The following is a 24,845-nucleotide window of genomic DNA, read 5'->3' as shown; positions in this document are numbered from 1 at the left end:
ACCAAAGTTTGGACGGCTGCGGCTTAACCATCCTCGACGTTCAGCTTTTCGCGCCGTTCGCCGCTGGCGTTACCTGAACGTGATCAGGCGCAACCGCATCGCTGCCGGCGCGGTCCGCCCGCGGCTGCCAGCCGGGCGGCCCGAAGACGTAGCCCAGGCGGTCGCGCAGGCGGGTGGCCGAGCGCCAGTCGCGGGCGATCGCCACGTACTCGCGGGTCTGCAGCTTCCAGATGTTGAAGGTGTCGACCTTCTTGGTCAGGCCGTAATGCGGGCGGAACTCCTCGGTCTGGAAGGTGCCGAACAGCCGATCCCAGAGGATCAGGATGCCGCCGTAGTTCTTGTCCAGGTAGAGCTGGTCCATCCCGTGGTGCACGCGGTGGTGCGACGGGGTATTGAGGACGAATTCGACGGGTCGCGGCAGCTTGCCGATCCGCTCGGTGTGCACCCAGAACTGGTAGATCAGGTTCAGCGACCAGCTGAAACACACCATCCAGGGCGGAAGCCCCAGCAGCGGCAGCGGCAGCCACATCAGGACCTCGCCGCTGTTGTTCCATTTCTGGCGTACCGCGGTGGCGAAGTTGTAGTACTCGCTGGAGTGGTGGGCCTGGTGCGTGGCCCAGATCAGCCGGACCCGGTGGGCGATGCGGTGATAGCCGTAGTAGAGCAGGTCGACGCCGACCAGCGCGATGACCCACGTGTACCACTTGCCCGGGGAGAGGTGCCAGGGCGCCACGTAGGCGTAGATCGCCGTGTAGAGCAGCAGCGCCAGCGTCTTCCACGCGGCGCTGGTGGCGATGGAGACCAGCCCCATCGAGATGCTGGCCCAGGAATCCTGCCTGAGGTAGGCGCCGGACGACGGCCGTGCCGGGTCGGTTTCGGCGGTCTCCATGCGCGCCAGGCGCCGGGCCGCGGTCCACTCGAGAATGAGCAGCAGCAGAAAGAACGGGATGGCGAACAGCACGGGGTCCCGCATCTCTGCGGGCAGCCCGAGCCAGAAGCCTGTCAGCGCATCCACAGCAGACAGATTACGACCCCCGGCGGGTGCCCGGTGAGCGCCTGAGGGAATACGGCGTCGTCGGGGTACAAACTATCTCTGATGACTAGAAACCGCGGCATGCTCAAGCTCGGTGTCACCCAGCGACTGCTGCGCGCCTCCGGTGTGCGGAACCGGATCTTCCCGGCCGCGAAGCTGGACCAGTGGGCGGCCCACCCGCGACTGCCGTACACCGGTAGCCCTTCGAAGCGGGTGCTCAAGAAGATCGACGTCGTGCGCGACGACCTCAACGGCCGCCCGGTCTACCGCGCAACGCCGCGGCTGACGGACGGCGAGCCGCTCGCCGGTCAAGTGCTGTACCTGCACGGCGGCGCCTACGTGCTCGATCTGATGCCGCACTTCCACTGGCCCGCGATCGCGAAGCTGGCCAACACGCTGCGGCGCACCATGACCGTGCCGATCTACCCGATCGCCCCGGAGCACAGCTACCGCGCCGTGTTCCCGTTCCTGCTGCAGCTCTACCGCCGCATGCTCGAGACCGCCGAGCCGAGTTCGATTGCCTTCATCGGTGATTCGGCGGGTGGCGGGATGGCGTTCGCCTTGTGCCACGCGGTGCGGGACGCCGGGCTGCCACAGCCGAGCGACGCGGTGCTGCTGTCCCCCTGGATGCACGTCGGCTTGCCGGATCCCGACGTGCCCGCGGTCGCCAAGGTCGACCCCTTCCTCAACCTGGACGACCTGCGCGCGGCGGGCATCCGCTACGCCGGCGGCGACCCCCTGGACACTCCCCTGGTCAGCCCCAGCGTCGGGCCGCTCGACGGGTTGCCCCGACTGACGGTGTTCACCGGCACCCACGATGTGCTCAACCCCGACGCCCGGGCCTTCCAGAAGCGGGCGGCCGACGAAGGGCTGGACATCGGCTGGTACGAGCTCGACGGGGGCCTGCACACCTGGATGTTGCTGCCGGGTCACGACGCCGCGGTGGCGGTCGACCAGATCCGTCGGGTGCTCAGCCAGTGACCGACGTGCTGGTGATCGGCTCCGGGTTCGCGGGGCTGTGGGCCGCGCTGGGAGCCGCCAGGCGCCTCGACGAGCTCGGTGTGCCGTCGGGCGCGGTCACCATCACCGTGCTGAGCGCCAAGCCTTTTCACGACATCCGGGTCCGCAACTACGAGGCCGACCTGAGCGCCTGCCGCATCCCGCTGGCCGCCGTGCTGGACCCGGCCGGTGTCGCGCACGTCGTCGCGGAGGCGACCGCGATCGACACCGACGCACGCACCGTCGCAGTCGCGGGCGGCGTCACGTACCGCTACGACCGGCTGGTGCTCGCGGCGGGCAGTTGCGTGCTCAAGCCGGATATCCCGGGCCTGCGGGAATTCGGCTTCGATGTCGACACGTACGACGGTGCACTCGCGCTGCAACATCACCTGCGCGGGCTGGCCGACGGGTCGCCGAGCCCGGCCGCGGCCACGGTGGTCGTGGTGGGCGCCGGGCTGACCGGGATCGAGGCGGCGTGCGAGCTGCCGAGCCGGCTGCGCGCGATGTTCAGCGGCGCCGAGCCGAGGGTCGTGCTGGTAGACCGCAACCCGCACGTCGGCTCCGATATGGGCGCCGCGGCGCGGCCGGTGATCGAACAGGCCCTGTCGGACATCGGCGTCGAGACCAGGACCGGGGTCGGCGTCGTCGAGGTCGACGAGGACTGCGTGGCGTTGTCGTCGGGCGAGCGGATAGCGGCGGCCACGGTGGTGTGGTGCGCCGGCATGCGCGCCAGCCCGCTGACCGAGCAGTTGCCGGTGACCCGCGATCGGCTGGGACGGGTGCCGGTCGACGGTCAGCTCCGCGTGATCGGGGTGCCCGCGGTGTTCGCCGCGGGGGACGTGGCCACCGCCCGCATGGACGACGAGCACGGGTCGGTGATGTCGTGTCAACACGGGCGCCCGATGGGCCGCTACGCCGGCTACAACGTCGTCAGCGACCTGTTCGGCGAGCCGCTGCTGACGCTGCGTATCCCCTGGTACGTCACCGTTCTCGACCTCGGACCGTCCGGCGCGGTATACACCGAGGGCTGGGACCGGCAGGTGGTGGCGCAGGGGGCGCAGGCCAAGGCGACCAAGCAGACCATCAACACCGTGCGGATCTACCCGCCGCTGACCGGCAACCGCGCCGACCTGCTGGCCGCGGCCGCGCCCGACCTGCAGGCCCGCCCCGAGACCTAGCCGACCCGGAGGCGCCCGTTCCCGGTCGGCAGGCATGTGCAGGTTTGCCCGCTTTGCGCGACAAGGTGTCGCTACGAGGCGGGCAAAAAGCCATATGCCCTACTTTCTTGCGGCAGGTGGGACTCGTGAGTGCGAGGCGGGGCGCCGCGTTGAGAGCCCAGGCCGGCGCCAGGGTGCACACAATGCCGGTCGGCGCGGCGCATCGCCGTACATCTGCGCACGCTCGCGAAGCACCCGACGGACCTAGTCCGGCTGCTCGCCGGCGTACCAGTGCACCGCGTAAATGCCGGGCTGCAGCGACAGCTCGGCCACCAGCCGCTCCAGTCGGGCGGGCGTGTGGCCGTCCATCAGCAGGTGCGCGGTCAACGTGGTGTTCTCGCCCTCGCCGCCCTGCCCGGTGTGGATGCCGCGCAGGATGATGTCGTTGCTGGCGGTGTGTTGCACGATCTGCGCACGCGCATACTTGGCGGTCTTGGGCCGGCACACGACGTCCAGCTGGTAGGCCTGCAGGCCCTCGTCTTCCTCGACGGTGTTGTCGTGGTCGATCAGGCGGCCCAGCGGGCGCCCGAACACGTGCACGGCCACCACGGCGCCGGTGGCGATCAGCGCGAACACCAGATGTCCCGATGCGGCCAGCACCCCGACGGCGGCCGAGCACCACAGGGTGGCGGCGGTGTTGAGGCCGCGGACGTTGAACCCCTCGCGCAGGATCACCCCGCCGCCGAGGAAGCCGATGCCGGAGACCACATAGGAGGCGACCCGGGTGGCGCTGGTGTCGTCGGTGACGACGGAATACAGGACGAACAGCGTGGCGCCGGTGGCGACCAGCGCGTTGGTTCGCAGGCCGGCCATCCGCGCGCGCCACTGCCGCTCCAGGCCGATGAGCGCGCCACACCCCATGCCGACACCCAGCCGGAGCGTGAATTCGCCGACGCTCAACGCCTGCATGACATCGCACTTCCTCCCGTTCGCACGACGGAGCGGCAGCTTCGCAGATGCGGGTTAACAGCAGGTGGAGCCAAGGCTAACCGGCGGCGGCGCCGCTTTAGGACTTTGGCGTCAGGTGCTCGGGGCAGTACACGTTCGACGCGAGCGCGGCGAACTTCGCCGCGCCGTCCAGCGTCATGCCGGGATTCTGGTCCTTGACGTCGTTGACCACCTGCAAACCCGTTTCGCCGCGGCGCATCAGTCCGCACACCGCCTGTGCCGAGGCGATGGCCTGCGCCGGGCTGCGGTAGGTGATGCCGGCGTTGTTCAGAGCCGCGATAAACGAGCCGTCGTCCCCCTCCGGCTCGCCGTGCGCGGGCGCAGCGAGCCCGACGGCGGCGACGACGCCGACGAGTGCCACCAGCGTTCTCATGCCCGTCACCGCAGTTGCGAGTCCGGCAGCGTGACCTGCGGCTTGTCGCCCTTGCTCACGTGCACCGCGTGGATGCCGGGCTTGGTCGACAACTGGTCGAGCAGGGCGTCGAGTCCGGCCTTGTCGACATTCCAGTGCTGCACCGAATCAGGCTGTTTCTGCAGCTTGGCGATGACGTCGTCGAGTTTGACGGGCTCGGCGGCCTGCTTTCCGCCTTTGGCGCGCGCGCGTGCGCCGCTGCCGCTGTACACCTGCGCGTTTCCCAGGGCGCCCCCGGTCATGCTGCCCAGCGCCGCCTGGCTGAGGAGGCTGGCCGGCATGCCCGCCGCGGGAGCGGCGCCCAGGCTGGTCGCCGGCAGTGCGCTGGTGGCGAGCCTGATCGCCGGCGTCGCCGACGCCCAGCTCGGTGGCACCGCCAACTTGCCGACCATGTTCGCCTCGCCCACGCCGGCCGATACCGCGCCGGACAGGCTGGCCGATCGCAGCCCCAGTCCTGCCCCCAACGCCGACTTCGGGATGTCGAGGCCCGGGACCGGGGGCTTCCAGAACGTCTTGAACTCGGTCATGCCGAGGTTGATCGGGCTCATGCTGTCGTTGGCCACCGTGCTGAACCGGCCGATGTCGGCGAGGATCCCGAAGGTGAGCTGCCAGGTTTCGCCGGCCAACGGCGACCCCGTCAGGGTGTTGAGCACCTGGTCCCAGAAGCTTATGTAGCCGCGCGACGCGTTGCCGATGGCCTCCAGCAACTGCGTGATGAGGTCGAACGGGAAGGCCGCCGCCGCGTTCGGCGCGGCCGCCGCCGCGCTGGTGCCGCCGGCGACACCGCTGGCCTGGCCCACCGCCGCCGCCTGGCTGGCGAGCCCGGACGCGTTCGTGGTCTGCGGCGGGTCGGTGAACGGTGTCAGCCGGGAGGCGGCTGCCGACGAGCTGGCGTAGCCGAACATCGCGGCGGCGTCCTGCGCCCACATCTCGGCGTATTCGGTCTCGGCGGCCGCAATCGCGGCGGTGTTCTGCCCGAAAATGTTGGTGGCCACCAACATTGCCAGCTGCGCGCGGTTCGCGGCGATCTCTGCCGGGGGGACGACCGCCGCGAACGCGGTCTCGTAGGCACTCGCGGCGGCGCCCGCCTGGCTGGCGGCCGACCTGGCCTGCGCCGAGGTGGCCGACATCCATGCCACGTAGGGCGCCGCGGCCGCGGCCATCGCGACGGCCGAGGGGCCGGTCCACGCCTCGTTGGCGAGGCCCTCGACGATCGAGCCGTACGAGGCGGCCGTGGACTGCAACTCGGTCGCCAGGGCTTCCCACGCGGCGGCCGCTGCCAGCATCGGCCCCGCGCCGGGTCCGGCGTACATCTCACCGGAGGTAATCTCCGGTGGTTGGAACGCGAAACTCATTGCCCCACCTTCCCTTTGCCTGCCGCTAGCCGGCGGCTGCGGCGTTGGCGGCTTCCGTGGCCTCGTACGAACCGGCGCTCGTGGCCAGGGCGTTCACGAACATCTGGTGGATCGCCGCCGCCTGCGCGCTGACGGCCTGGTACATCTGGGCGTGCGCGGCGAACTGCGCCGCCGTCAGCGCCGAAACCTCGTCCGCGGCAGCGGGAATGACGCCGGTGGTCGGGGCCGCGGCGGCGGCGTTCTCGGCGTCCATCGCGGCGCCGATTCCCTGCAGGTTGCCGGCCGCGGCCGCCAGCGCCTCCGGTTGTGCCGTCACAAATGACATCTGTTCTGCTCCTTGTTATTTGGGCGTCGAGTGGTCAGTCCGCCGGGACCACGATGATCGTGGAGGTGGTGGCAATGTCGTCCGCGACGGCGCCACCGGTGGCCTGCGTGCCGTTGCTCACGGTGCGCATCGTGGCGCCCGCGAGCGCGCGTCCCGCGAGGCTGGCCATGGCCATCTCGCCGAACACACCGGTCTCGGTCACCGCCGGGGCCGCCGCGGCCGCGTCCAGCCCCGCGCCCGGCAGCACCGACGCGACCGTCCGCATCACCGGGGCGGCCGAGACCCAGCCGCGCGGCACCGACAGCGAGCCGACCAGCGTCGAGCGGCCGATCGATGCCGCGACTCCCCCGGGCCCGGGCTCCGGGGTCACCAACGACACGTAGCCGCCCCGCAGCGGCGCCAGGCCCCCGGCGGGGGTCTTGCCGCTGAGCAGTTCGGCGACGCCCGGACCGTTCTGCGACAGACCCAGGATCTGCAGGGACAACAGCCACCAGCCGCCGGGCAGGATGATCGCCCCGATCGGGCTGTAGGCGCCGGTGATGGCCGCAAACAGGGGCCGCAGATTCGACACGATCGGATAGATGGCGTCGATGATCGTCGCCGCCGGCGTCGCCGCCAACGGGTTGGCCAGGGCGCTCGTCGAGCCGAGGCTTTGCAGCATATTGGGCACCAGGTTGATCAGCTGCGATATCTGCGACTGGATGTCCGCCGCGGGTGCAGCGGCGGCCTGCGCCACGGCCGCGGACTGGCTGGCCACCCCGGCCGGATCGGTGGTCTGCGGCGGCTCGGAGAACGGCGTCAGCTGCGTGGCGGCCGCCGACGATCCGGCGTAGGCGTACATCGCGGTAGCGTCCTGGGCCCACATTTCCATGTACAGGGCCTCGGTGGCCGCGATCGCCGCGGTGTTCTGGCCGAGGATGTTGGTGGCGATCAAGGTCATCAGCAGGGTGCGGTTGGCTTCGATCACCGGTGGCGGCACCGTCGCCGCAAAGGCCGTCTCGTACGCAGCGGCCGCGACCCTGGCCTGCATCGCGGTTTGCTCCGCCTGCGCCGCGGTGGCTGTCATCCACGCCACGAACGGCACCGCCGCGGCCGTCATCGCCATCGCCGCGGGCCCCTGCCAGGACCCGACGGTCAACCCCTCGATGTTCGCGCCGTAGGCCGCCGCGTGGGAATGCAGTTCACTCGCGACGGTGTCCCAGGCCGCCGCGGCAGCCAACATCGGCGCCGGGCCCGGGCCCATGTACATCCGCCCGGAGTTGACCTCCGGCGGAAGCGCCGCGAAGTCCACAAACACGCCTTTACCTCCCCGTCCTCAAGGCCGTCCGCAAGCCCGTCCGCAAGCAACCGTGAGCGTGTCGGTCGCGTCCGCGGCCTGCGACGAAACCGGGTCCGCCCTCGCCGCGGCCACCCGCCGTTCGGCGCCAGTCATGAGCCGAAAGCCCTTCGGCGCCAACAGGAATCACATCGGCAGCCGGAGCGATATCGGCCCCGTTATCAGCAATCATGATGCTCCCGGCGGTCGCCGGCTGCCCCCGGCCGTCGCCAGCGGCTCCCCCTGTCCGCCGCCGAGGGCACGGGCTACCTCACTGGTGACGACGTGAGAAACCCTGCCGGCGGCGATGGTTGGGCGGCCTTCCGTATTCCCTCCGATTCCTTGGTTGGCCGCCATGGTAATCACGGGCATTTGGGCGTGCTGGCAAATCTGTGGAGTTCATATGAAATCCATCAGATCGGTCGGTGACTCGGTGCCGTGCGGCGATCATCGCGCGGCCCGTACCAGGAGCGGCGCGGTCGAGGTGACCGGGGCGTGGCGCTAACTGATGCGCGCCAGGTTATGCGGTTGCTGCGCTACCGAACGAGGAAGCGGCTCAACGTGCTGAGCCGTAAACGACTGCTATGCCTTGGAGAGTTGGTTGGGGCAGTAGAACTGCGCCGCGATCACGGCGAACTTGCTCGCGTGCTCCATGGTGATAGCAGGATTGTGGGTCTTCAGATCGTGGACGACTTCGAGCCCCGATTCACCGTTGTTCAGGCAGGTGCACACCGCCTTGGCCGACGTGATCGCCGACGCCGGGTTGCCGAAGCCGATGTCGCTCTGCTGCAGCGCGGCGATGAATCCGTTGTCGTCGCCGGCGGGTTCGGGGGCCGGGTCGGCGTAGGCCGGCGCGGCGAGGCCGATCACGGCGGCCACGCCGAGTAGCGCAAGGTGCATTCTCACAATTGGTCCTCCCAACGGCTGCCGCGTCGAATCGTGCTGTCTGTCAACCCAACTGCGCATCGGACGGCACGACTTGAGACTTGCTTTTCAGATGCACGGCGTGGATTCCGGGTTTCTTCGCCAGTTGCTCGAGCAGGCTGTCCAGGCCCTCCTGGTCGACGCTGTGGTGCTGCACGCTTTCGGGCTTCTCCGAGATTTGGGCTACCAGGCGCTTGAGCTTCTCCGGCGAGGTCGCGTCTTTCAGGTCCTTGATCGGGGTGAGCCGACCTCGGACGCGGGTACCCGACAGCGCGCTGGGTGCCCCGGCGCCCAAGGCACTGCCGAGCATGCCGGCCGCGGACATCGAGCTGAACAGGCTCGCCTCGCCCAGCGCGGCCGCCGGCACGGCGTCCGCCCCTGCCTCGGACAAGGCCGCGGCGACCATCCTGATGTCCGGCGTGGCTGCCGCCCAGCTCGGCGGGACGGTCAGCTTTCCGACCAGTGTGCCGCGTCCCCAGTCCGCATGCACCGGGTTGGTTGCGCCGGTGAGCCAGCCCCGGCCCCAGTGCGGCGTCAGGCCGCCCCCGAGCAGGTCCTTCGGGAGCAGCCCGCCCGCCGCCGCGTGCGGGGCGAACTTCAGGAATTGGGATGCGGGGAAGTTGACGAGCAGACCGATGTCGTTGAAGCCCGTGGTGAAGCCCAGGGGCGTCTTGATCGCGTTGTAGACCAGCGCCAGCGACGATGCCGCGCTCGGTCCGAAGAGGGAATTCAGCAGACCGTTGATCGTTTGGGTGTAGTCGGTGCTGAGGTTCGCGCCGACCTGCAACGCCCAGGACAGCGGGTTGGGAATCGACGTCAGCGACGACACCGCCGATTGGACGCTGCCGGCCGCGGTCGCGGCGGACTGGGATACCGCGGCGGCCTGCCCCGCCACCCCCGCCTCGTTGGTGACCTGCGGTGCGGCGGTGAACGGCGTGACGTTGCTGGCGGTCGCCGAGGAGGCGGCGTAGCTGTTCATGGCCAGCGCGTCCTGAGCCCACATCTCGCCGTACTGGGTTTCGGTCGACGCGATCGCGGGCGTGTTCTGGCCGAAGATGTTGGTCGCCACCAGTTGCGCCAGCAGGCTGCGATTGGCGGCGATTTCCGTCGGCGGGACGTGCGCGACGAACGCCGTTTCGTAGGCGGTGGCCGCGGCGGTGGCCTGCGTGGCGGCCTCGGCGGCTTGCGCGGCGGTGGACTGCATCCACGTCAGGTAGGGCGTGATCGCGGCGGTCATGCTGATCGCCGACGGGCCGATCCACGGCCCGCTGGTCAGGCTGGACACCACCGACGAGTACGAGCCGATGGTGGATTGCAGGTCGGCGGCCAGCGTTTCCCACGCCGTCGCGGCAGCGCGCATCGAGCCCGAGCCCGGTCCGGCGTAGATCCGCCCCGAGTTGATCTCCGGTGGAAGCGTTGCGTAGTACATGTCGACTTCCCCTTAGTCCTCGAGCGCCGGGAGCACGATGATCGTGGCGGCGGCGGGATCGGCCTCGACGACGCTGCTCATCGCGCGCGCCATGCCCCCGCCCCCGGACCCGAAAGTGGTTGCGCCGAGACCCCGTCCGGCCAGACTGGACAGGGCCATCTGGCTGAACATGCTGCCGTCGGCGTCGGCCATCGCGGCCTCGGGTAGAGCCGCCAGGTTGTTGGGCAGCGCCGAGGCGAGCAACCTGACCTCCGGGGCGGCCTGGGTCCACCCCTGGGGCACCGACATGCTGCCGACCAGCGCCGCACGGCCCATCGAGGCGGATGTCGCGCTGCCGGTCAGGCTCGCGCCGGGCATGTGTGCGGGGAGGTCGCTGGCCAGCGGGGCGAGCGCCCCCGCGATGGGTTTGGCGGGTCCGAAGAAGGACTGCAGGCCCTGCCCGTTCTGGGCGTACGCATAGACCTGCCCGAATGACAGGAACGGGCCACCGGGTATCGACGAGAGACCCTGCAGTGAATATGGGCTCGATACCAGCGTGGACATGATGGTGTTCCAGTTGGTCAGGTCGGAGGTCAGGCTGGTCGGCAGCGAAACGTTGGCCAACTGCGGTATGTCGAGCCCTGACAACAGATTTCCCGCACCGCCGGCCTGCCCGGTGTTGCCGAGCGTCGTTCCCAGGTGCTGCAGCATCGTGGGCACCGAGTTGATCAGCTGGGACAGCTTCGAACCGATGTCCAACCCGGTCGAGGCGCTGGTCTGCGAAACCGCGGCGGATTGCAGGGCGGTGCCCGACGTGTTGGTGGTCTGCGGCGGCTCGGTGAACGGGGTCAGCTGCGACGCGCTGGCGGAGGAACCGGCGTAGGCGTACATCGCGGCCGCGTCCTGGGCCCACATCTCCACATAGTGGGCTTCGGTGGCCATGATGGCCGGGGTGTTCTGCCCGAAGATATTGGTGGCGACCAGCGCCGCCAGCAATGCCCGGTTCGCCGCAATCACCGGCGGGGGCACCGTGCCGGCGAAAGCCGTCTCGTAGGCGGCCGCGGCCAGTTTGGCCTGGGTGCCCGCCACCTCGGCCTGCGTGCCCGCAGCGTTGATCCAGGCGACGTACGGTGCGGCGGCGGCGGCCATCGTCATCGCGGACGGACCCGTCCAAGGGCCCGCCGCCAGGCTGCTCACCGTGGACCCGTACGAGGCCGCCGTGCTCTGCAAATCCGCCGCCAACTCGTCCCAGGCCGCCGCTGCGGCCAGCATCGGCCCCGATCCGGCACCGACGTACATGCGGCCGGAGTTGACTTCCGGCGGAAGCGCACCGAAATCGACAAACACTCCTGATTCCCCCGGTTCCTAGGTCGCAGCGGCCGCGTTCGCCGCCTCGGTCGCCGCATATGACGCCGAGCTGGTCGTCAGGGCGGTCACGAACTGCTCGTGAATCGCCGCCGCCTGGGCGGCCATCGCCTGAAACATCTGGGCGTGCGCGGCGAACTGTGCCGCGGTGAGCGCCGACACCTCGTCGGCCGCGGCGGGAATGACGCCGGTGGTCGGGGCGGCCGCGGCCGCGCTTCCGGCATTCATCACCGAACCGATGCCCGTCAGACTGCTGGCGGCTGCTGCCAGCGCCTCCGGCTGGGTGGTCACAAACGACATGTCTTACCCCTTTCGACGATGTAGTCAGGTTGTAGCTCGGCCCTATTTCGAGTTGCGGGACGGCCACCGTAGCGATTCGGAAATTGTTATATCGTCCACGACTCTGGCGCAGCGCTTTCACGTGGTGACCAGCCTGCATTGAACTTATTCACGATGCGTTCCCGGCAGGTAATCATCATGTAAACAGAAATATCACTGCGGTCGAGACCGGGTGTGAGATCTTTGTTTAATTTTGGTTGTGGACACACGAAAATGCCAGGTCACAGGCTTGTCTAGCACATGACCGGCTGTTGGCTTTATTGTTTGCTCTAAATCCGGCGGGCCGGAATTTACCCCTTATTGGACTGTCGTTGAAATAGTCAAATTACGGGTCAAGGAAAATCGCACCCATAATCTCGTCGTGACAGGCAACCGAGACGAGATATCCGGTTCCCCGCCGCCTCGACACCGTCGAATCGGTTGGCAATTGGCATACTCTCTCCCAACGAATTTCACCAAGAATACATATGCGCTACTGCAGAAAGCCTGCAGCGACGCTGCGAGTTCGCTGGGAAACGGGCGGGAGCGGCCCCGCGGCCCGAAACCGCCGGTCAGGGCGGGGGTCAGGGCACCGCCGCGGAGCCCGCGTCGGCCCCGCGACGGCACGAAAAGCCAACGCCGAGAGCCGGATACACCGTCGAGGTCAGCCGGCGGCAGGCGGGCGCGCGACGAAGTTCGGGCGGAAGCCGTACTGGGGCATGGCGCGGCCCGAACCCTGGGCGCCCACGCCGCCGAACGGCACTCCGGGCATGCCGGCCGCACCCTGCGGCGCGATCATCGGCGTGCCCCCCAGTGCGGACCCCAGCGGGCCGTGTACCGGCGCGGCGGCGGTCCAGCCCGGCGGCACCGACAACGTGCCCACCGCGGCCGACTTGCTCAAACCCGCCGACACCGCGCCGCCGAGCCCGCCCACCCCGCCCACGCCGACGAACGGGCTGGTCAGGGCGCTCGCTGCGTCCCCAATGGCACCCCCGACGACACCGGCATTCGCGCCGTTGCCGGCGAGGCCGATCAACGACGAGAGCGCCGTGACCGGCGCCATGCCGAGCCCGGATGACGCCACCGTGTTCCAGAAATTGGAATTCAGCCCCAACACATCCCAGATGCCGTTGCCGCCGGAAGACGTCCCCGTGGATCCCGCTCCGACCGTCGACGCGAGTTGTTGCAGGGACGTGGGTATCGCGGACATCAGCTGGGACAGCGTCGACTGCTGGTTGCCCGCGGCCACCCCGCTGGCCTGAGCGACCGCCGCCGACTGCGCGGCCAGCCCACCGGAGCTCGTGGTCTCCTGCGGCTGGGCGAACTGGGTGAGCTGGGTGGCCGTTGCCGTAGACGCGGCGTAGCCGTACATCGCCGCGGCGTCCTGGGCCCACATCTCCGCGTACTGGGCCTCGGTGGCCGCGATCGCGGCGGTGTTCTGCCCCAGGATGTTGGTGGCCACCAGCACGGCCAGTTGGCTGCGGTTGGCGGCGATCAGCGGGGGCGGCACCGTGGCCACGAACGCGGCCTCGAACGCGCCGGCGGCGGCCTCGGCCTTGGCCGCGGTCTCTTCGGCCTGCGCGGCGGTGATGTCCATCCACTCCACGTACGGGGTGGCCGCGCCGGCCATCGACGCCGACGCCGGACCATGCCATTCCTCGCCGGTCAGCGCGGCCAGCACCGAACCGTAAACCAATGCGGTCGAGCGCAACTCGGCGGCCAGCCCGTTCCACGCCGACGCGGCGGCCAGCATCGGGGCCGATCCCGGCCCCGCGTACATCCGTGCGGAGTTGACTTCGGGCGGAAGCATCGCGAAATCCAGTGCGGCGGTCATCGTTTGCCTCCCCTTCAGCGGGCAGCGATCGCGTTGATGGCCTCGGTGGCGGTGTAGGACTCGGCGCTGGCACCCAACATCGCGACGAACATCTCGTGGATGGCCATCGCCCGGGCGCCCGCGGCCTGGTACATCGCGCCGTGGGCGTTGAATTGTGTTGCCGCCAAGGCCGATACCGGGTCCGCTGCGGCGGCGGGCAGAGCGGTCGTCGCGGCGGTCGCGGCCATGTTCTGCGCGGCCATCGCGGATCCGACGGCGTTCAAGTGGCCGGCGGCGGCGGCCAGCGCTTCTGGATGCGCAACTACGAACGACATTGGGCTTCTCCTTGTCGGAAAGGGGACCCGGGCGCTGGATTTACGCAGTCCAACAGCACGCATCCGCGCAGCGGAAGCGTGAAGTCTTTTGCGGCGTAAGCCGATTCAGACTGTGGAAGGGGTGCCGGGGTCGGATCGCAACGAAATGGTCAGCGGTCTGGAATACGGACTATCACCAGGACTCATTTCGCTCTCACCTCCTCTCGGCCAGGGCACACGGGGATGCCATGTGGTGTACGCGAGGTTGAGGGCCCGACAAACAAGCCGGGCGCGGCACCCCTCTCGTCAGAGCTTTGGCACCACACGGCGTATCCGACTCCGTGGAGCCGGAAGCCACTTGGGCTCAACCCTTAAGCCGGGAAGAGCTGTCCTGACCCTGGGCGTCTTTCGACGTTCGAGGTCAGTGGCCTGTATCCGTGTAGACGCCTCACCTAGCGAGGTGCATACAGAGGCTATGGTGGCACTCACATCGTTGTGAGTCAACTCAGCTGCAACCCGAGCGCGATTGCGTCGTCACCAAAAGGCCGGGAAATGACCGAGATCCGGCTACCCCGCGGCGGGCGGATGCGACATCACGGTGAGGCGGAAGCCGTACCGAGGCCCGTTGCCCCAGTGCGATCCGGCTCCGCGCCCCACCGGAAAGCCGGGCATGCCGGGTGCGCCGGCCGCGCTCCCCTCCGGAACCGCGGCGCCGTTCCAGCCGCCGCCGGGCAGCGCCACGCCGGCGTGGTTCTCCACCTGGGCCACCGCGGACCAGCTCTGCGGCACGGACAGCCGCCCGACCAAGGCGCCCTGATGCACCCCGGCCGACACCGTGCCGGCGTTCATGCCGGACAGGCCCGACGGCACGGCCAGCGCAGAGCTCAACGACGCGTTGGGTGGTGAAATCAACGGCGTCCACACGGCGTTCCCGGTGCCCGCGCCCATCGGCGGGAGCGCGGTGGTCTCCGGTGCGCCGCCCAGCGCGACGGCGTTGATGTCGGCCATCGCCGCGGTGACCGTCTGCTGGATTATGGCCGGGTTGGTATAGCCGCCCGAGATGATCCCGTTGAAGAAGTTGGAGTTCAGGAAATCCCACGTCGGGTCGTCGGCCGCCAGCGGCGATGTGAGGGACTGCAACGCGTTGGGAAGCGCGGATGTCAGCTGGTTCAGCGTTTGCTGCACACCGCTGGCAGCCGCCGTGTTGCCGGACTGGGAGACCGCGGCGGATTGGGCGGCCTGTCCGGACGGGTTGGTGGTCTGGGGCGGCTGCGAGAACGACGTCAGTTCGGCGGCCGCCGCCGAACCGGCGGCGTAACCGTACATCGCGCCCGCATCCTGTGCCCACATCTCGCCGTATTCGGCCTCGGTGGCCGCGATCGCGGCGGTGTTCTGGCCGAGGAAGTTCGTCGCGACCAGCAACATCAGCTGAGCGCGGTTAGCCGCGACCACCGCCGGCGGCACCGTCGTGGCAAACGCGACCTCGTAGGCCCCCGCGGCCGCGGTTGCGTTCGCGGCGGTCTGCTCGGCCTGCGCCCCGGTGCTGCTCATCCAGGCCATGTACGGGGCGACCGCGGCCGCCATCGTCGCAGACGCCGGCCCCAGCCAGCCTTCCTCGGTCAGGCCCGAAATCACGGACAGATAAAAGGATGCCGTCGATTGCAGCTGCTCGGCCAGGCCGCTCCAGGCCGAAGCGGCGGCCAGCATCGGCGCCGAGCCCGGCCCCAAATACATACGTGCGGAATTGATTTCCGGAGGTAGTGCGCCAAAGTCCATCGCCGCCGACCCCTAACGAGCCGCGGTAGCGTCGGTGGCTTCGGTGGCCACTTGGTGGACGGGCAGGCGGTCGGCGCCGTTCGGTGCGCCGCCGGCCGCCGCCAGCGAAACTGATTGTGTCACTGCAAAAGACATCGGACTTCTCCCTGTCGGTCCCATCGGATAGTCCGACCCGGTTACGGGCCCTGGCCGCCGCGTTGGCGTCGCGGTGCGGCGCGGTGTTGGGTACGCGGCGCCCGCCGAATTCAGACGGTGAAATGGCGCCGTGACCGGATCGGAAAGAAACGGTCAACTTCGTACAGCCACAGTCGGTCAGGCCAGCCGTCCCACCTCCTGTCATGGTCCGCGCACCCGGGGCAGCGCCGCAGTTGCGCAGATCGGGGTGCGTCATCCCAGCAAAGCGATTTGCCAGTCGCGACGCCCCTCTCGTCGGAGCTTCGGCACCGTCAGCGTAGCGGGCCGAGGCGACGCCCGAAGGCAGTTGCGGCCAACGGCCTTCGCCCGATTCGACGAGATACGAACGCCGCACCGCACAGCGGCGCGGCGGCGGCTAGTCCGACTTCTTCTCGGCAACCGCGGCGCTCAGGCCTGCGAGCAGGTCCTCGCCCGTGAGCGCCTTGAACCGCAGCAGTTGGTCCGCGCTGAACTCGGTCAGGTCGCTGGCCAGCACCGCGTCCAGGTCCTCGTCGTCCAGCCGGAAACTGCGGTGGTCGCGCGCCTTCTCCACGACGTTGCGGACGAAGCCCGCATTGCCGAGCGTGTCGATGCCCCGGATCAGGTCGCCGTCCTCGGAGTAGGTCTCGTCGTTGTAGAACCTGCTGTACGACGGCAGCAACACCTCGGCCTCCGCGTCGGTGATGACATCCTCGTTCTCGTTGCCCATCAGTTTGGTGAGCGCGATCAGCTCTTCGGGGGTATAGCTGTAAAACTCGATCACGGTCGAAAACCGCCGTCGCAGACCCTGATTCACTTCGAGCATCTTTTCCATCGCCTTGGCGTAGCCGGCACCGAACACCACCAGCTCGTCGCGATGATTCTCCATGTACAGCAGCAGCGTGTTGATGATCGCGTTGCCGTACGGGTCGCCCTGGGAGTAGCCCTTCTCATGCAGGGTGTGCATCTCGTCGAAGAAGACGGCACCGCCCAGTGCCCCCTCGAGCATCTCTTCGGTGTTCTTCTCGGCGTCGGCCATGTAGCGGCCCAGCAGTTTGGTCCGGCTGGTCTCCACCACCACCGGTTTGCGCAGCACGGTAAGCCCGCACAGCTGCTTGCTGAAGGCCCGCGCGACCGAAGTCTTGCCGGTCCCCGGCGGCCCGAGCAGCAACGTGTGCCGCGACGTCACCGGCACCGGAAGCCCCATCTTGGCGCGCGCCAGGTTCACCTTGGTGGTGGACTTGATGAGTTTGATTTCCTTCTTGGCCTGCTCCATGCCGAGCATCGCGTTCAGCTCGGCGTCGCCCTCGGCCAGGTATTTCGCGGCCGCCTCGGCGTGCCGGGCGGCTTCGGTCTGCGCGCGGGTCGGCGCGCTGTCCGGATCCCACGGATCGGTGCGGGCCTCGATCGTTTCCGGGTCGGTCAGCACCAGCCGGAAGTTGGGGTTGTCCAGGGCCTCACGGGCGGGCGTGAACTTCGGGTCCCGCGAGTACACCCGGCGCAGCAGCTCGATGGCCTCGTCCTCGCGACCGACGTGGCGCAGGCACATGCCCTGGGTGTACAGCGCGATGTTGGCCGCCCCCGGCACCCGGTCACCCTCGACGGCCTCCGAACCGCGGCGGTATGCCTCCTCGAAGACCCCCAACGACGCCAGCGCCGTCGTGGCCATCGCGGCGCCCGCGGCCTTCAGCTCGGGATGACGCCACGGCGTCGCCTCCGGGAACTGGACCAGCACGTCCGGCCAGCGCTTGGTGCGGAAGTACAGCACGCCGCGCACATAGCTGACCAGCTCGGCGTCGAACGGATGGCGCGGCTCGACCCCGTCGAGCAGGTCGGCCGCCTCCTGGTAGCGCTTGGCCTCGGCCAGCACGGCGGCGTACGCACAGGTCAGTGAGTCGACGCTGGTCACCGCCAGCCGCAGGAACAGCCCGTCGGAAACCTCGGGCCGGAACTGCAGATCCGTGACGCCGAGACGACGGGTCTCCCAGCCGAACGTCCTTACCGCCGCCCAGGCCCCGGCGAGCACGTCGATGCCCTGATCACCGGCCAGGATCCGGGCCAGCCAGGCGTCGCACATCCCCGGGTCGAGGTTGGTGGCCGTGGTGAACATCTGCGACGCGACCTGCGGGTTGTGGCTCGGCTGTAGGCCGTTGACGGAAATTCCCGACGCCAACAATCCGGCGACCATCGCATTGCGGGCGTCTTCGGCGTTTGATTGCGGGCGGGTCATCGCCCTGCAGGCAAGCTCGTCGAGCCCTCCTGCGCCTGGCCCAGCTCGAACATCACTTCGTCGTGGTCACGCACACCCCGGCTGGGCAGCGACAGCCGGGCGCGCAGCGACGGGGTCGGGAGGCTGGCCCGCACCGCCGCCAGCTGACGGCCGGTGAGGCGGTTGAGGCCCGCGGCCAGCTCCTTGGGCAGCTTGCCGTCGGTGTGGTAGCGCACCCACGCCGAAACCTGCGGCCGGCCGCCGCGGCTGGTCAGCCGGATCGTGAGCACGGTGGCGTCGGTCTCGGCCTCCCACAGCGCGTCCAGCGTCTCGGTGTCGATGTCGGCCGGCGTCACCCAGAAGCTGGTGGTGTAGCCGTTGAAGTGCTTGAGGTGGCGCCAGCCGGGGCGGCTCCAGGTCGGCTCCAGGTCGGCCAGCACCGCGGCGTCGACCTCGGCGAGTTCGTCGGCCGTCAGGGGGCGGGCCGCGCAGGTTTGCCCGTCGAGGTCCTGGGTGAGCCGCTCGGTGGCTGCCACCAACGTGGAGGCCAGCGAATCGCGAACCGCGACCGCGGGGACGTTGCGCTGCGGGTTCATCCGCAGCACCAGCCAGGTCTTGCGCTGGTACGAGTCGGGCTGATCGTTGAGATCCTCCCACTCCTCGGGACCCCAGTCGTCGAGCTTGGACAGCTTGGCCGCATTGCCCCCGCGCCGCACCTTGAGCGAGACGATGTCAATGCTGTCGAGGTGAATGTCGAACTGGCGCAATCCTTCAGCTACCGCCGCCACCGGGAGGGCGGCCGACGGCGACGTCCGGTGCCGGTGCCGGCCCGGCGCTTCCTCGTCGCCGCTGTCCACCGCGATCACCGCAACCAGCCGGCCCTGGTACTCGCGCACCCCGACCGTGTCGCGCCCGAAGCGGCGCGCGTGGTCGATCGCGGGCGTGCACCCCGCCGCCAGTGCGGTCCCGGGGTCAGCGGACCAATCCCACACCCACGCGGCCAGGGCCGAGGCCACCGTGATGCCGTGGTAGCTGACCAGCGACAGCAGCGTCACCAGCGCCGCGATGCCGACGCCCACCCAGAACGCGACGTGGTTGTCGCCCTGCCACGACTTCGGCGCATGGCTGGCCAACAATAAGATCAAGATGTCGACCAGGAATACCGCGGTGACCCGCGGCCATGACAAAGCCAACCCCAACTTTCGCTGAGCCTTCATTACCGCTCCGCCCTTATTGCTGCTTCCGCGAACGCCGCATCAACGTCGCCGTACCAAACACCGCGCCAGCTATCAGCAGCGCACCGGTCAAGCCACCGGCGGCCACCCACACCGGCACCATATCGCGAGGAGGGTGCGGCGTGGGCAGGTTCAGCGGCGCCGATAGCTGGGTCGGCGGCTTTGCCGGCCCTTCGGGTACATCCCAGGTCAGGGCCGCCACGGGGTCGATCACACCGTGCCCGACCACGTTGTCGACACCACGCGCCGGCGGCCGCGCGGTATGGATCAGCCGGTTGATGACCTGGTACGCCGAGAGCTGCGGGAATTTGGCGCGCACCAGCGCGGCCACCCCCGACACGATCGCGGCCGAGAACGTGGTGCCCGATACCGGCAACAGCGCGTTGTCCGGCCCGTCGATCGCGTTGATCAGGCCGTCGTCGCGCGGCGAGAGCCCGACCACGTCGGTTCCCGGCGCGGCGATCGAAACCCAGGGGCCGGAGACGCTGGATTGCATGGGCGTGCCATTGCTATCCACCGCGCCGACCGTCAGGACCCCGTAGTCGCTGAACCAGGACGGCGTGACGACGGTGGTGACGCCGTTCCAGCCGCGCGGGTCGGTGGGCTGCAACGGGTCAGGCGCCGGGTTCTGCTTGCAGTCCTTGGACCCGGTGTCGCCCGCGGCGGCCACGATGACGGCGTTCTTGTCGACGGTCGCATAGTGCACCGCGGCGCCCAGCGTGCGCTGGTCGATCGGGTTGCGCGCGCTGATGCAGGTCACCGACGAGATGTTGATGACCTGGGCGCCCATGTTGGCGGCGTGCACGATCGCGCGCGCCATCGTCTGGACGCTGTCGATCTTCTGGACCGTCTGCGGGTCCTCGTCGCCGGTGTAGGGATCCTTCAGTCCGAACGCGAGGCTGGTCTGGCGGATCGAGATGATCTCGACGTCCGGGGCGATACCACTGAACGCGTCCGGCGGTGCCGCGGCCGGGGCCGGCGGTGCCGGGGGCGCCGGTGGCGGCGGTTTGGGCGTCGGGTCCAGCGGGATGGGCCACTTGACGCCGGTGACGTGTCCGCCGCCCGAGTGACCGGGCACCGTCACCGTGCCGCCGCCGTGATTGCCTGCCGGGGCCTGACCCGGTCCGGGGCCCGGTCCCGGGTTCGGTCCGGGAGCCTGGCCCGGCGCCTGCGCCGGTGGGGGTGGCGCCGGCGCAGGCGCGCCGAACGGCGGTGGCGGTCCGTTTTCCTGCGTCGGCGGCACCATGGTGATCGTCTGTGGCAGCGGCGACAGCGTCACCGTCTGTGGCGGCGGCGCTTTCGGCGGCGGCTCGGTGGTGGGAATCGTGACGGGCTTGCGCGGCGCCGCCGGCGGGCCGGCCGCGCCGTTCGCCGGAGCCGCGCCGATCATCGACGCAACGATGGTGCCGTGGGCGTCACAGTCCGACAGCCCGTCGCCGCCGGGCATCACGTAGTCGCCGCCGGGGATCAGGTGCGGGAACCTGGGGTGCGGGGTCACGCCCGTGTCGATGACGGCGACCTTCACCCCGGCGCCGCGGCCGAACGCCCAAGCCTCCGACAGGTTGAGCATCTCCATGTACTTTGGCGGCATCCGGAAATCGGTGCCCGGGACGACCCCGACCTCGATGCAGTAGTTGTTCTGCTTCATCGGCGCCGGGGGCCCGGGCGGGGTGTCCGGCGGCACCGCGCCCGGATCCATCGGCGGAGGCGTGATCGCGGCTGCGGGCGGCAAGCCCGCTAGCGCACCAGTAGTGAGCAGCATCGCGGCGGTGGTCGCTCGCGCGACGCGACCACGCCACAACCGCCCGCTAGCGGTACCGAATCGCTGCATAGACATTCATCAACCACAGTGCCAGAGGGAAGATCGGCATCAGGCACAGGTATTCGATCCATTCCACGAACTTGCGGAACAGCGGGCTGTAGATGGTGTTCGGCACGACCGCCGCGGCCGTCAGGCCCGCCGCGGGCAGCAGCACGAGGATCGCCACCCCGATCGACACCGACAGCGGCGACGACAGCACCAGCACATACCGGCTGACCACGGCGGCCACTACGACGACGGCCGTTCCGGCCAGGATGATCGCCTGCCAGCGGTCGACGTACGAGCGGCCGCGCAGCATCAAGAAGCCCGCGACGAACCCGCTCAGCAACAGCGGGAGCCAGCGCTGGAACGTGTGCGGGTCGGACAGCGCGGTCAGCGACGCCACGACGAGCACGCCCAGACCCACCAGCAAGCCGGTCAGGAACGACCTCGCGCGCTCGGCCTGCAGCAGCACATCGCGAACCGACGCCGGACCCTCCAGGACCGGCGGGCCGCCATCGGTGCGCACGACGGTGGTCGGCAGGTCGGGCCGGGCCTCGAAGACCCACCGACTGGTGGCCGACGGGAACACGGGCAGCCGGATGCCGGCCAACCGGCGGGCCAGCGCGGGCGCCGCGTGGTAGCCGATCACGCAGGTCAGCACCACGCAGGACAGCAGCGTGACGGCGCTGGTCATCGCGACCATCCGCGACAGGCTGGCGATCGTCGTCACCGCCGCAACGGTGACGATCGCGGTGTAGAGGCCCAGCCGACGGCCGGTGAACCGCAGGATCAGCATCGCGGTCACGGTGAGCACGCCGAAGCCCAGCAGCGCCTGCGGGGACCCCAAGGGCCCCGGCGGTGCGGAGCCGGCCGCCACGGCCAGCGACGGCAGCGCGCTGATCAGGATGATGTCGCCGACGCGGCGGTCCTGGTCGGTCTTGGCGCGCATCAGCAGCAGCACGGCAACGGCCACCACCAGCACGGCGGCCACGGCGGCGAAGATGCTCGGCAGCACCGAGTTGTGGTGCCAGCGGTACCAGCCCAGCAGCGCGGAGGCGAGGAACACGCCCGACGCCACCATCGTGGCGCCCACCTGCACCGCCATTACCGGGTCGATCGCGGCGAATCGTTTGCTGAGATTCGCCGAGACCGCGGTGGAAATGTGCTCGATGACTTGTGAGCGGTGCTCGGTGTCCGCGATGAAGCGAATCCAGAGTCGGTCGCCGTCGTAAACGTCCTGCTCGGTCAACGACTGGGTGGCCCGCAGGGGCGAGCCGTCGACCAGGCACAGGGCCCATCTCCCGCGCCCGGTGGTCTCCAGCGGCGACTCGCCGAGCTCCCGGAGCCGGCTGTTGACCACCTTCAGCAGCGGGTCGGTCATCAGCGAGACTGGCGCGTTGGCATCCAGCAAAACGCCGATCTGGACGCCCTCGCCGGCCATGATGCCCACTACGACAGCCCGTGGCTGTGCGACACCCTCAATGTCAGCCTGTGGCATGTCAGCTACCGCGGTCATAGCCTTGCACCCCCTGCCAATTCCGAATTCATCTGGTTTGCCCTCGCAGTTAATAGTTCAGGTAACGACGGTTTCAGCTTTGCTGCTGATTCTAGAGAAGAATGACGCGTTCGCATCTCGAGAGTATTTTATGTTCAAACACGTTGCCGAATCCCGCATCTCGTTACGCGGCTGTTAAACCCTGCTGTGAGTCTTCCACTCGCCGTACGGCAATGTGTCCAGCACCGTCTTGACGCCTACCTGCACCAACTGCGGAGTCGCCGGGCAAATCGCCAGCCACGCCTCCCCCGAACCCGCGGTGCGGGCCTGCTGGTAGAGCGCGATGCGGCCGCCGGACCCGTCCTTGAGCGACAGCACCGAGGCGCTGGGACCCTTCGCATCGTCGCGGTACTGCCGCGCATACACGGCGACCTCGGCCGCCGGGTCGGAAAGTGCCTGCCCCAGGGCGGCCACGGTCGCGGCGCTGATGCCCATGCGGCGCAGGTCGCCACCCGAAAACACGTTGAATCCGGACTCCTGCCACGACTTTGTGGCCTCGAGCATCTCCTCCAGCGGCACGTTGACCGCGTTGATCGCCGCCGGTTCGGCGTGGTGGATCGATTCCAGGCCGTCCATCACCAAGGCCGCGATCGAGGCGCTGTCCGACACGGCGACGTCGTCGACCGTGATGTCGCTGCCAACCCGAACCGCGGACACCCAGTGCTGGCCTCGGCGCGCCAAAACCACCCGAAACTCGTTGTCGGGGATGTCGCGCGACCCGGGCGGGGCGTCTTCGTCTTCGACCACGCCGTAGAGCAGCTTGCCGCGGGAGAGCAGCGCGACGACCTCGAGGTCGGGCGCGGCGAGGACCCGCATCCGGGTCGCGACTTGCTCGTTCACCTCGTCGTTGACGACGATGCCCTGCTCACGCATGATCGCCATCCCGGGGTGCTCGTTGAGCCAGTCATTGTTGTCGGTAGACACATAGGGCCGGCACCGGAGTTCCGGCGCTACGTGCCGAATGTCCAGCAACGCCTGGAGCATCCAGAATCCGTCGACGTTGACGGTGATGTCGGTGCGGGTGCTCTGTTGATCCATCAGTTACCTCATGGGTTGACGTGCTCGGACACTGCAGGGCGCGGCAGCACACCGCAATGGTGTACTGCCGCGCCCGAGGTTAGTTGTTAGGCCCAGCTGGACCCGACGGCACTGTCCGTGCTGGCCATGTTGCTGCCGGCCGACTGGACCTTCTGGCCGTGCGAGTTGGCCTGCTCGTAGATCACCTGGAAGTTGCGTCCCAACTGGGTGATGAACTCCTGGCAGGCCACCGAACCAGCGCCACCCCAGAAGTCACCGGCAGCCAGCACATCGCGGACGATGGCCTGGTGCTCGGCTTCCAGCGAAGCGGCCTGGGCACGGATCAGGGCGCCGTGGGCATCCACGTCGCCGAACTGGTAGTTGATTGTCATATCGGTGTTCTCCTAACGATTGAAAGGTTACGCAGCGTCGGCTGTGACCGCTAGCTGCTGAGGATCTGCTGCGACGCCTGCTCTTGCTGCTCGTAGTTGTTGGCGTCGCGGATCAAGCCGTCGCGCACACCGTGCAGCATGTTCACGATGTTGCGGAAGGCCTGATTCATCTGACCCATGGTGTCGTAGGAGGTCGCCTGGGCGGTGCCACTCCAGCCGGCACCGGCGATGTTCTGCGACGACGCCCACATGCGACGGGCCTCGTCCTCGACGGTCTGGGCGTGGGTCTCGAAACGACCAGCCATGGCCCGCATCGCGTGCGGGTCCGTCATAAAGCGTGTTGCCATATTGAATGTCTCCTCAGTTACTTGATTGCTTGCAATTGTCGTGCTGGAAGGCGATGGCCGGACTGGTTACGCGACCGCGCAACAGCCCAACCGAAAACTAATGAACGCTCCCCCTCTCATCGGTGCCGGTGCCACCGGCCGTTCCAACACGGCTGAGCAGACATGAAGCCTTAACGTTGGCGTTCGATTGCCGAACTGCTCTTACCGTCCCGGGCGCTTCCTGGCCCAGCAGTCGATCCCCGAGATCACCGACTGCTGGGGGGTTGCCGTCGCAACCCATGCCATGCCGGACTGGTTAGCCGGCAGCGGCTGCGTTGGCGGCCTCGGTGGCCGCGTATGAGCCGGAACTGGTCGTAAGGGTGTTCACGAACATCTCGTGAATCGCGGCGGCCTGTGCGCTCACCGCCTGGTACATCTGCGCGTGCGCGGCGAACTGCGCCGCGGTCAGGGCGGAAACCTCGTCGGCCGCAGCGGGCACGACCCCCGTCGTCGGGGCGGCCGCGGCAGCGTTCTGCGCGCTCATGGCCGAACCGATCCCCTGCAAGCTCCCGGCCGCCGCAGCCAGTGCTTCTGGCTGCGTGGTCACGAACGACATGTTGCTTCCTCCTCGA

General features: G+C 68.9%; 24 protein-coding genes and 1 riboswitch. Of the genes, 2 read left to right on the top strand and 22 right to left on the bottom strand.

Going from position 1 to position 24,845, the window contains the following annotated elements; genetic code table 11:
• Positions 1-40 precede the first annotated feature (40 nt).
• Positions 41-1,015: a sterol desaturase family protein gene (locus tag AC5Y5V_RS14130; protein ID WP_499935991.1), complete on the bottom strand. Its 975-nt coding sequence runs from the start codon at positions 1,013-1,015 to the stop codon at positions 41-43.
• 81 nt (positions 1,016-1,096) lie between these two features.
• On the opposite strand from AC5Y5V_RS14130, the gene AC5Y5V_RS14125 reads away from it, so the two are divergent.
• Both AC5Y5V_RS14125 and AC5Y5V_RS14120 read left to right on the top strand, forming a co-directional pair.
• The gene (locus AC5Y5V_RS14125; protein ID WP_499935989.1) at positions 1,097-2,014 is read left to right on the top strand and encodes an alpha/beta hydrolase fold domain-containing protein; all 918 of its coding nucleotides are present in this window, start codon (positions 1,097-1,099) and stop codon (positions 2,012-2,014) included.
• The gene (locus AC5Y5V_RS14120; protein ID WP_499935987.1) at positions 2,011-3,210 is read left to right on the top strand and encodes an NAD(P)/FAD-dependent oxidoreductase; all 1,200 of its coding nucleotides are present in this window, start codon (positions 2,011-2,013) and stop codon (positions 3,208-3,210) included. The genes AC5Y5V_RS14125 and AC5Y5V_RS14120 overlap by 4 nt, the downstream gene beginning before the upstream one ends.
• A 243-nt stretch (positions 3,211-3,453) precedes the next feature.
• On the opposite strand, the gene AC5Y5V_RS14115 is transcribed toward AC5Y5V_RS14120, so the two are convergent.
• From AC5Y5V_RS14115 to AC5Y5V_RS14015, 21 genes are all read right to left on the bottom strand, one after another.
• The gene (locus AC5Y5V_RS14115) at positions 3,454-4,158 is read right to left on the bottom strand and encodes an MgtC/SapB family protein (RefSeq protein ID WP_499935984.1); all 705 of its coding nucleotides are present in this window, start codon (positions 4,156-4,158) and stop codon (positions 3,454-3,456) included.
• A gap of 97 nt (positions 4,159-4,255) precedes the next feature.
• On the bottom strand, positions 4,256-4,570 hold the full coding sequence (locus AC5Y5V_RS14110; RefSeq protein WP_499935981.1) for a DUF732 domain-containing protein: 315 nt from the start codon (positions 4,568-4,570) through the stop codon (positions 4,256-4,258).
• 5 nt (positions 4,571-4,575) lie between these two features.
• On the bottom strand, positions 4,576-5,964 hold the full coding sequence (locus tag AC5Y5V_RS14105) for a PPE family protein (protein WP_499935979.1): 1,389 nt from the start codon (positions 5,962-5,964) through the stop codon (positions 4,576-4,578).
• Positions 5,965-5,989: 25 nt separating this feature from the next.
• Positions 5,990-6,289 carry a PE family protein gene (locus AC5Y5V_RS14100; RefSeq protein WP_499935977.1) on the bottom strand — a complete coding sequence of 100 codons (300 nt, stop codon included), beginning with the start codon at positions 6,287-6,289 and terminating at the stop codon, positions 5,990-5,992.
• Positions 6,290-6,323: 34 nt separating this feature from the next.
• A complete protein-coding gene (locus AC5Y5V_RS14095; protein WP_499936432.1) occupies positions 6,324-7,580 on the bottom strand; it encodes a PPE family protein in 1,257 nt (418 codons plus the stop codon).
• Between the two features lie 606 nt (positions 7,581-8,186).
• Complete coding sequence (locus AC5Y5V_RS14090) at positions 8,187-8,513, bottom strand: DUF732 domain-containing protein (protein WP_499936427.1); 327 nt, start codon at positions 8,511-8,513, stop codon at positions 8,187-8,189.
• A gap of 40 nt (positions 8,514-8,553) precedes the next feature.
• Complete coding sequence (locus AC5Y5V_RS14085; RefSeq protein WP_499935975.1) at positions 8,554-9,957, bottom strand: PPE family protein; 1,404 nt, start codon at positions 9,955-9,957, stop codon at positions 8,554-8,556.
• A gap of 12 nt (positions 9,958-9,969) precedes the next feature.
• A complete protein-coding gene (locus AC5Y5V_RS14080) occupies positions 9,970-11,235 on the bottom strand; it encodes a PPE family protein (RefSeq protein ID WP_499936424.1) in 1,266 nt (421 codons plus the stop codon).
• Between the two features lie 66 nt (positions 11,236-11,301).
• Entirely contained in the window at positions 11,302-11,601 is a 300-nt protein-coding gene (locus tag AC5Y5V_RS14075; RefSeq protein WP_499935972.1) for a PE family protein, read from the bottom strand.
• Between the two features lie 682 nt (positions 11,602-12,283).
• The gene (locus tag AC5Y5V_RS14070; protein ID WP_499935969.1) at positions 12,284-13,453 is read right to left on the bottom strand and encodes a PPE family protein; all 1,170 of its coding nucleotides are present in this window, start codon (positions 13,451-13,453) and stop codon (positions 12,284-12,286) included.
• A gap of 14 nt (positions 13,454-13,467) precedes the next feature.
• Complete coding sequence (locus tag AC5Y5V_RS14065) at positions 13,468-13,767, bottom strand: PE family protein (protein WP_499935967.1); 300 nt, start codon at positions 13,765-13,767, stop codon at positions 13,468-13,470.
• Positions 13,768-14,037: 270 nt separating this feature from the next.
• Positions 14,038-14,213, bottom strand: a riboswitch (M-box (ykoK) riboswitch).
• Positions 14,214-14,313: 100 nt separating this feature from the next.
• Complete coding sequence (locus tag AC5Y5V_RS14060) at positions 14,314-15,522, bottom strand: PPE family protein (protein WP_499935965.1); 1,209 nt, start codon at positions 15,520-15,522, stop codon at positions 14,314-14,316.
• A gap of 12 nt (positions 15,523-15,534) precedes the next feature.
• Positions 15,535-15,657: a hypothetical protein gene (locus tag AC5Y5V_RS14055; protein ID WP_499935963.1), complete on the bottom strand. Its 123-nt coding sequence runs from the start codon at positions 15,655-15,657 to the stop codon at positions 15,535-15,537.
• Between the two features lie 415 nt (positions 15,658-16,072).
• Entirely contained in the window at positions 16,073-17,905 is a 1,833-nt protein-coding gene (gene eccA, locus AC5Y5V_RS14050) for a type VII secretion AAA-ATPase EccA (RefSeq protein WP_499935961.1), read from the bottom strand.
• Positions 17,902-19,101 carry a type VII secretion protein EccE gene (gene eccE / locus AC5Y5V_RS14045; RefSeq protein WP_499935959.1) on the bottom strand — a complete coding sequence of 400 codons (1,200 nt, stop codon included), beginning with the start codon at positions 19,099-19,101 and terminating at the stop codon, positions 17,902-17,904. The genes eccA and eccE overlap by 4 nt, the downstream gene beginning before the upstream one ends.
• Before the next feature lie 13 nt (positions 19,102-19,114).
• Entirely contained in the window at positions 19,115-20,950 is a 1,836-nt protein-coding gene (mycP, locus tag AC5Y5V_RS14040) for a type VII secretion-associated serine protease mycosin (RefSeq protein WP_499936422.1), read from the bottom strand.
• Positions 20,928-22,439, bottom strand: coding sequence for a type VII secretion integral membrane protein EccD (gene eccD, locus AC5Y5V_RS14035; RefSeq protein WP_499935957.1), 1,512 nt, complete (start codon positions 22,437-22,439; stop codon positions 20,928-20,930). Before eccD ends, mycP begins: the two co-directional genes overlap by 23 nt.
• A gap of 174 nt (positions 22,440-22,613) precedes the next feature.
• The gene (locus AC5Y5V_RS14030; protein WP_499935953.1) at positions 22,614-23,516 is read right to left on the bottom strand and encodes an ESX secretion-associated protein EspG; all 903 of its coding nucleotides are present in this window, start codon (positions 23,514-23,516) and stop codon (positions 22,614-22,616) included.
• 86 nt (positions 23,517-23,602) lie between these two features.
• On the bottom strand, positions 23,603-23,887 hold the full coding sequence (locus AC5Y5V_RS14025) for a WXG100 family type VII secretion target (protein WP_067928241.1): 285 nt from the start codon (positions 23,885-23,887) through the stop codon (positions 23,603-23,605).
• Positions 23,888-23,937: 50 nt separating this feature from the next.
• Positions 23,938-24,234: a WXG100 family type VII secretion target gene (locus AC5Y5V_RS14020; RefSeq protein ID WP_499935948.1), complete on the bottom strand. Its 297-nt coding sequence runs from the start codon at positions 24,232-24,234 to the stop codon at positions 23,938-23,940.
• 295 nt (positions 24,235-24,529) lie between these two features.
• Positions 24,530-24,829 carry a PE family protein gene (locus AC5Y5V_RS14015; RefSeq protein ID WP_499935946.1) on the bottom strand — a complete coding sequence of 100 codons (300 nt, stop codon included), beginning with the start codon at positions 24,827-24,829 and terminating at the stop codon, positions 24,530-24,532.
• Positions 24,830-24,845: the final 16 nt, after the last annotated feature.

It is taken from the genome of Mycobacterium sp. NGS68 (assembly GCF_059812195.1).
Note: the sequence above shows the minus strand (reverse complement) of the source record. Positions and strands in the feature narration are given on the sequence as shown.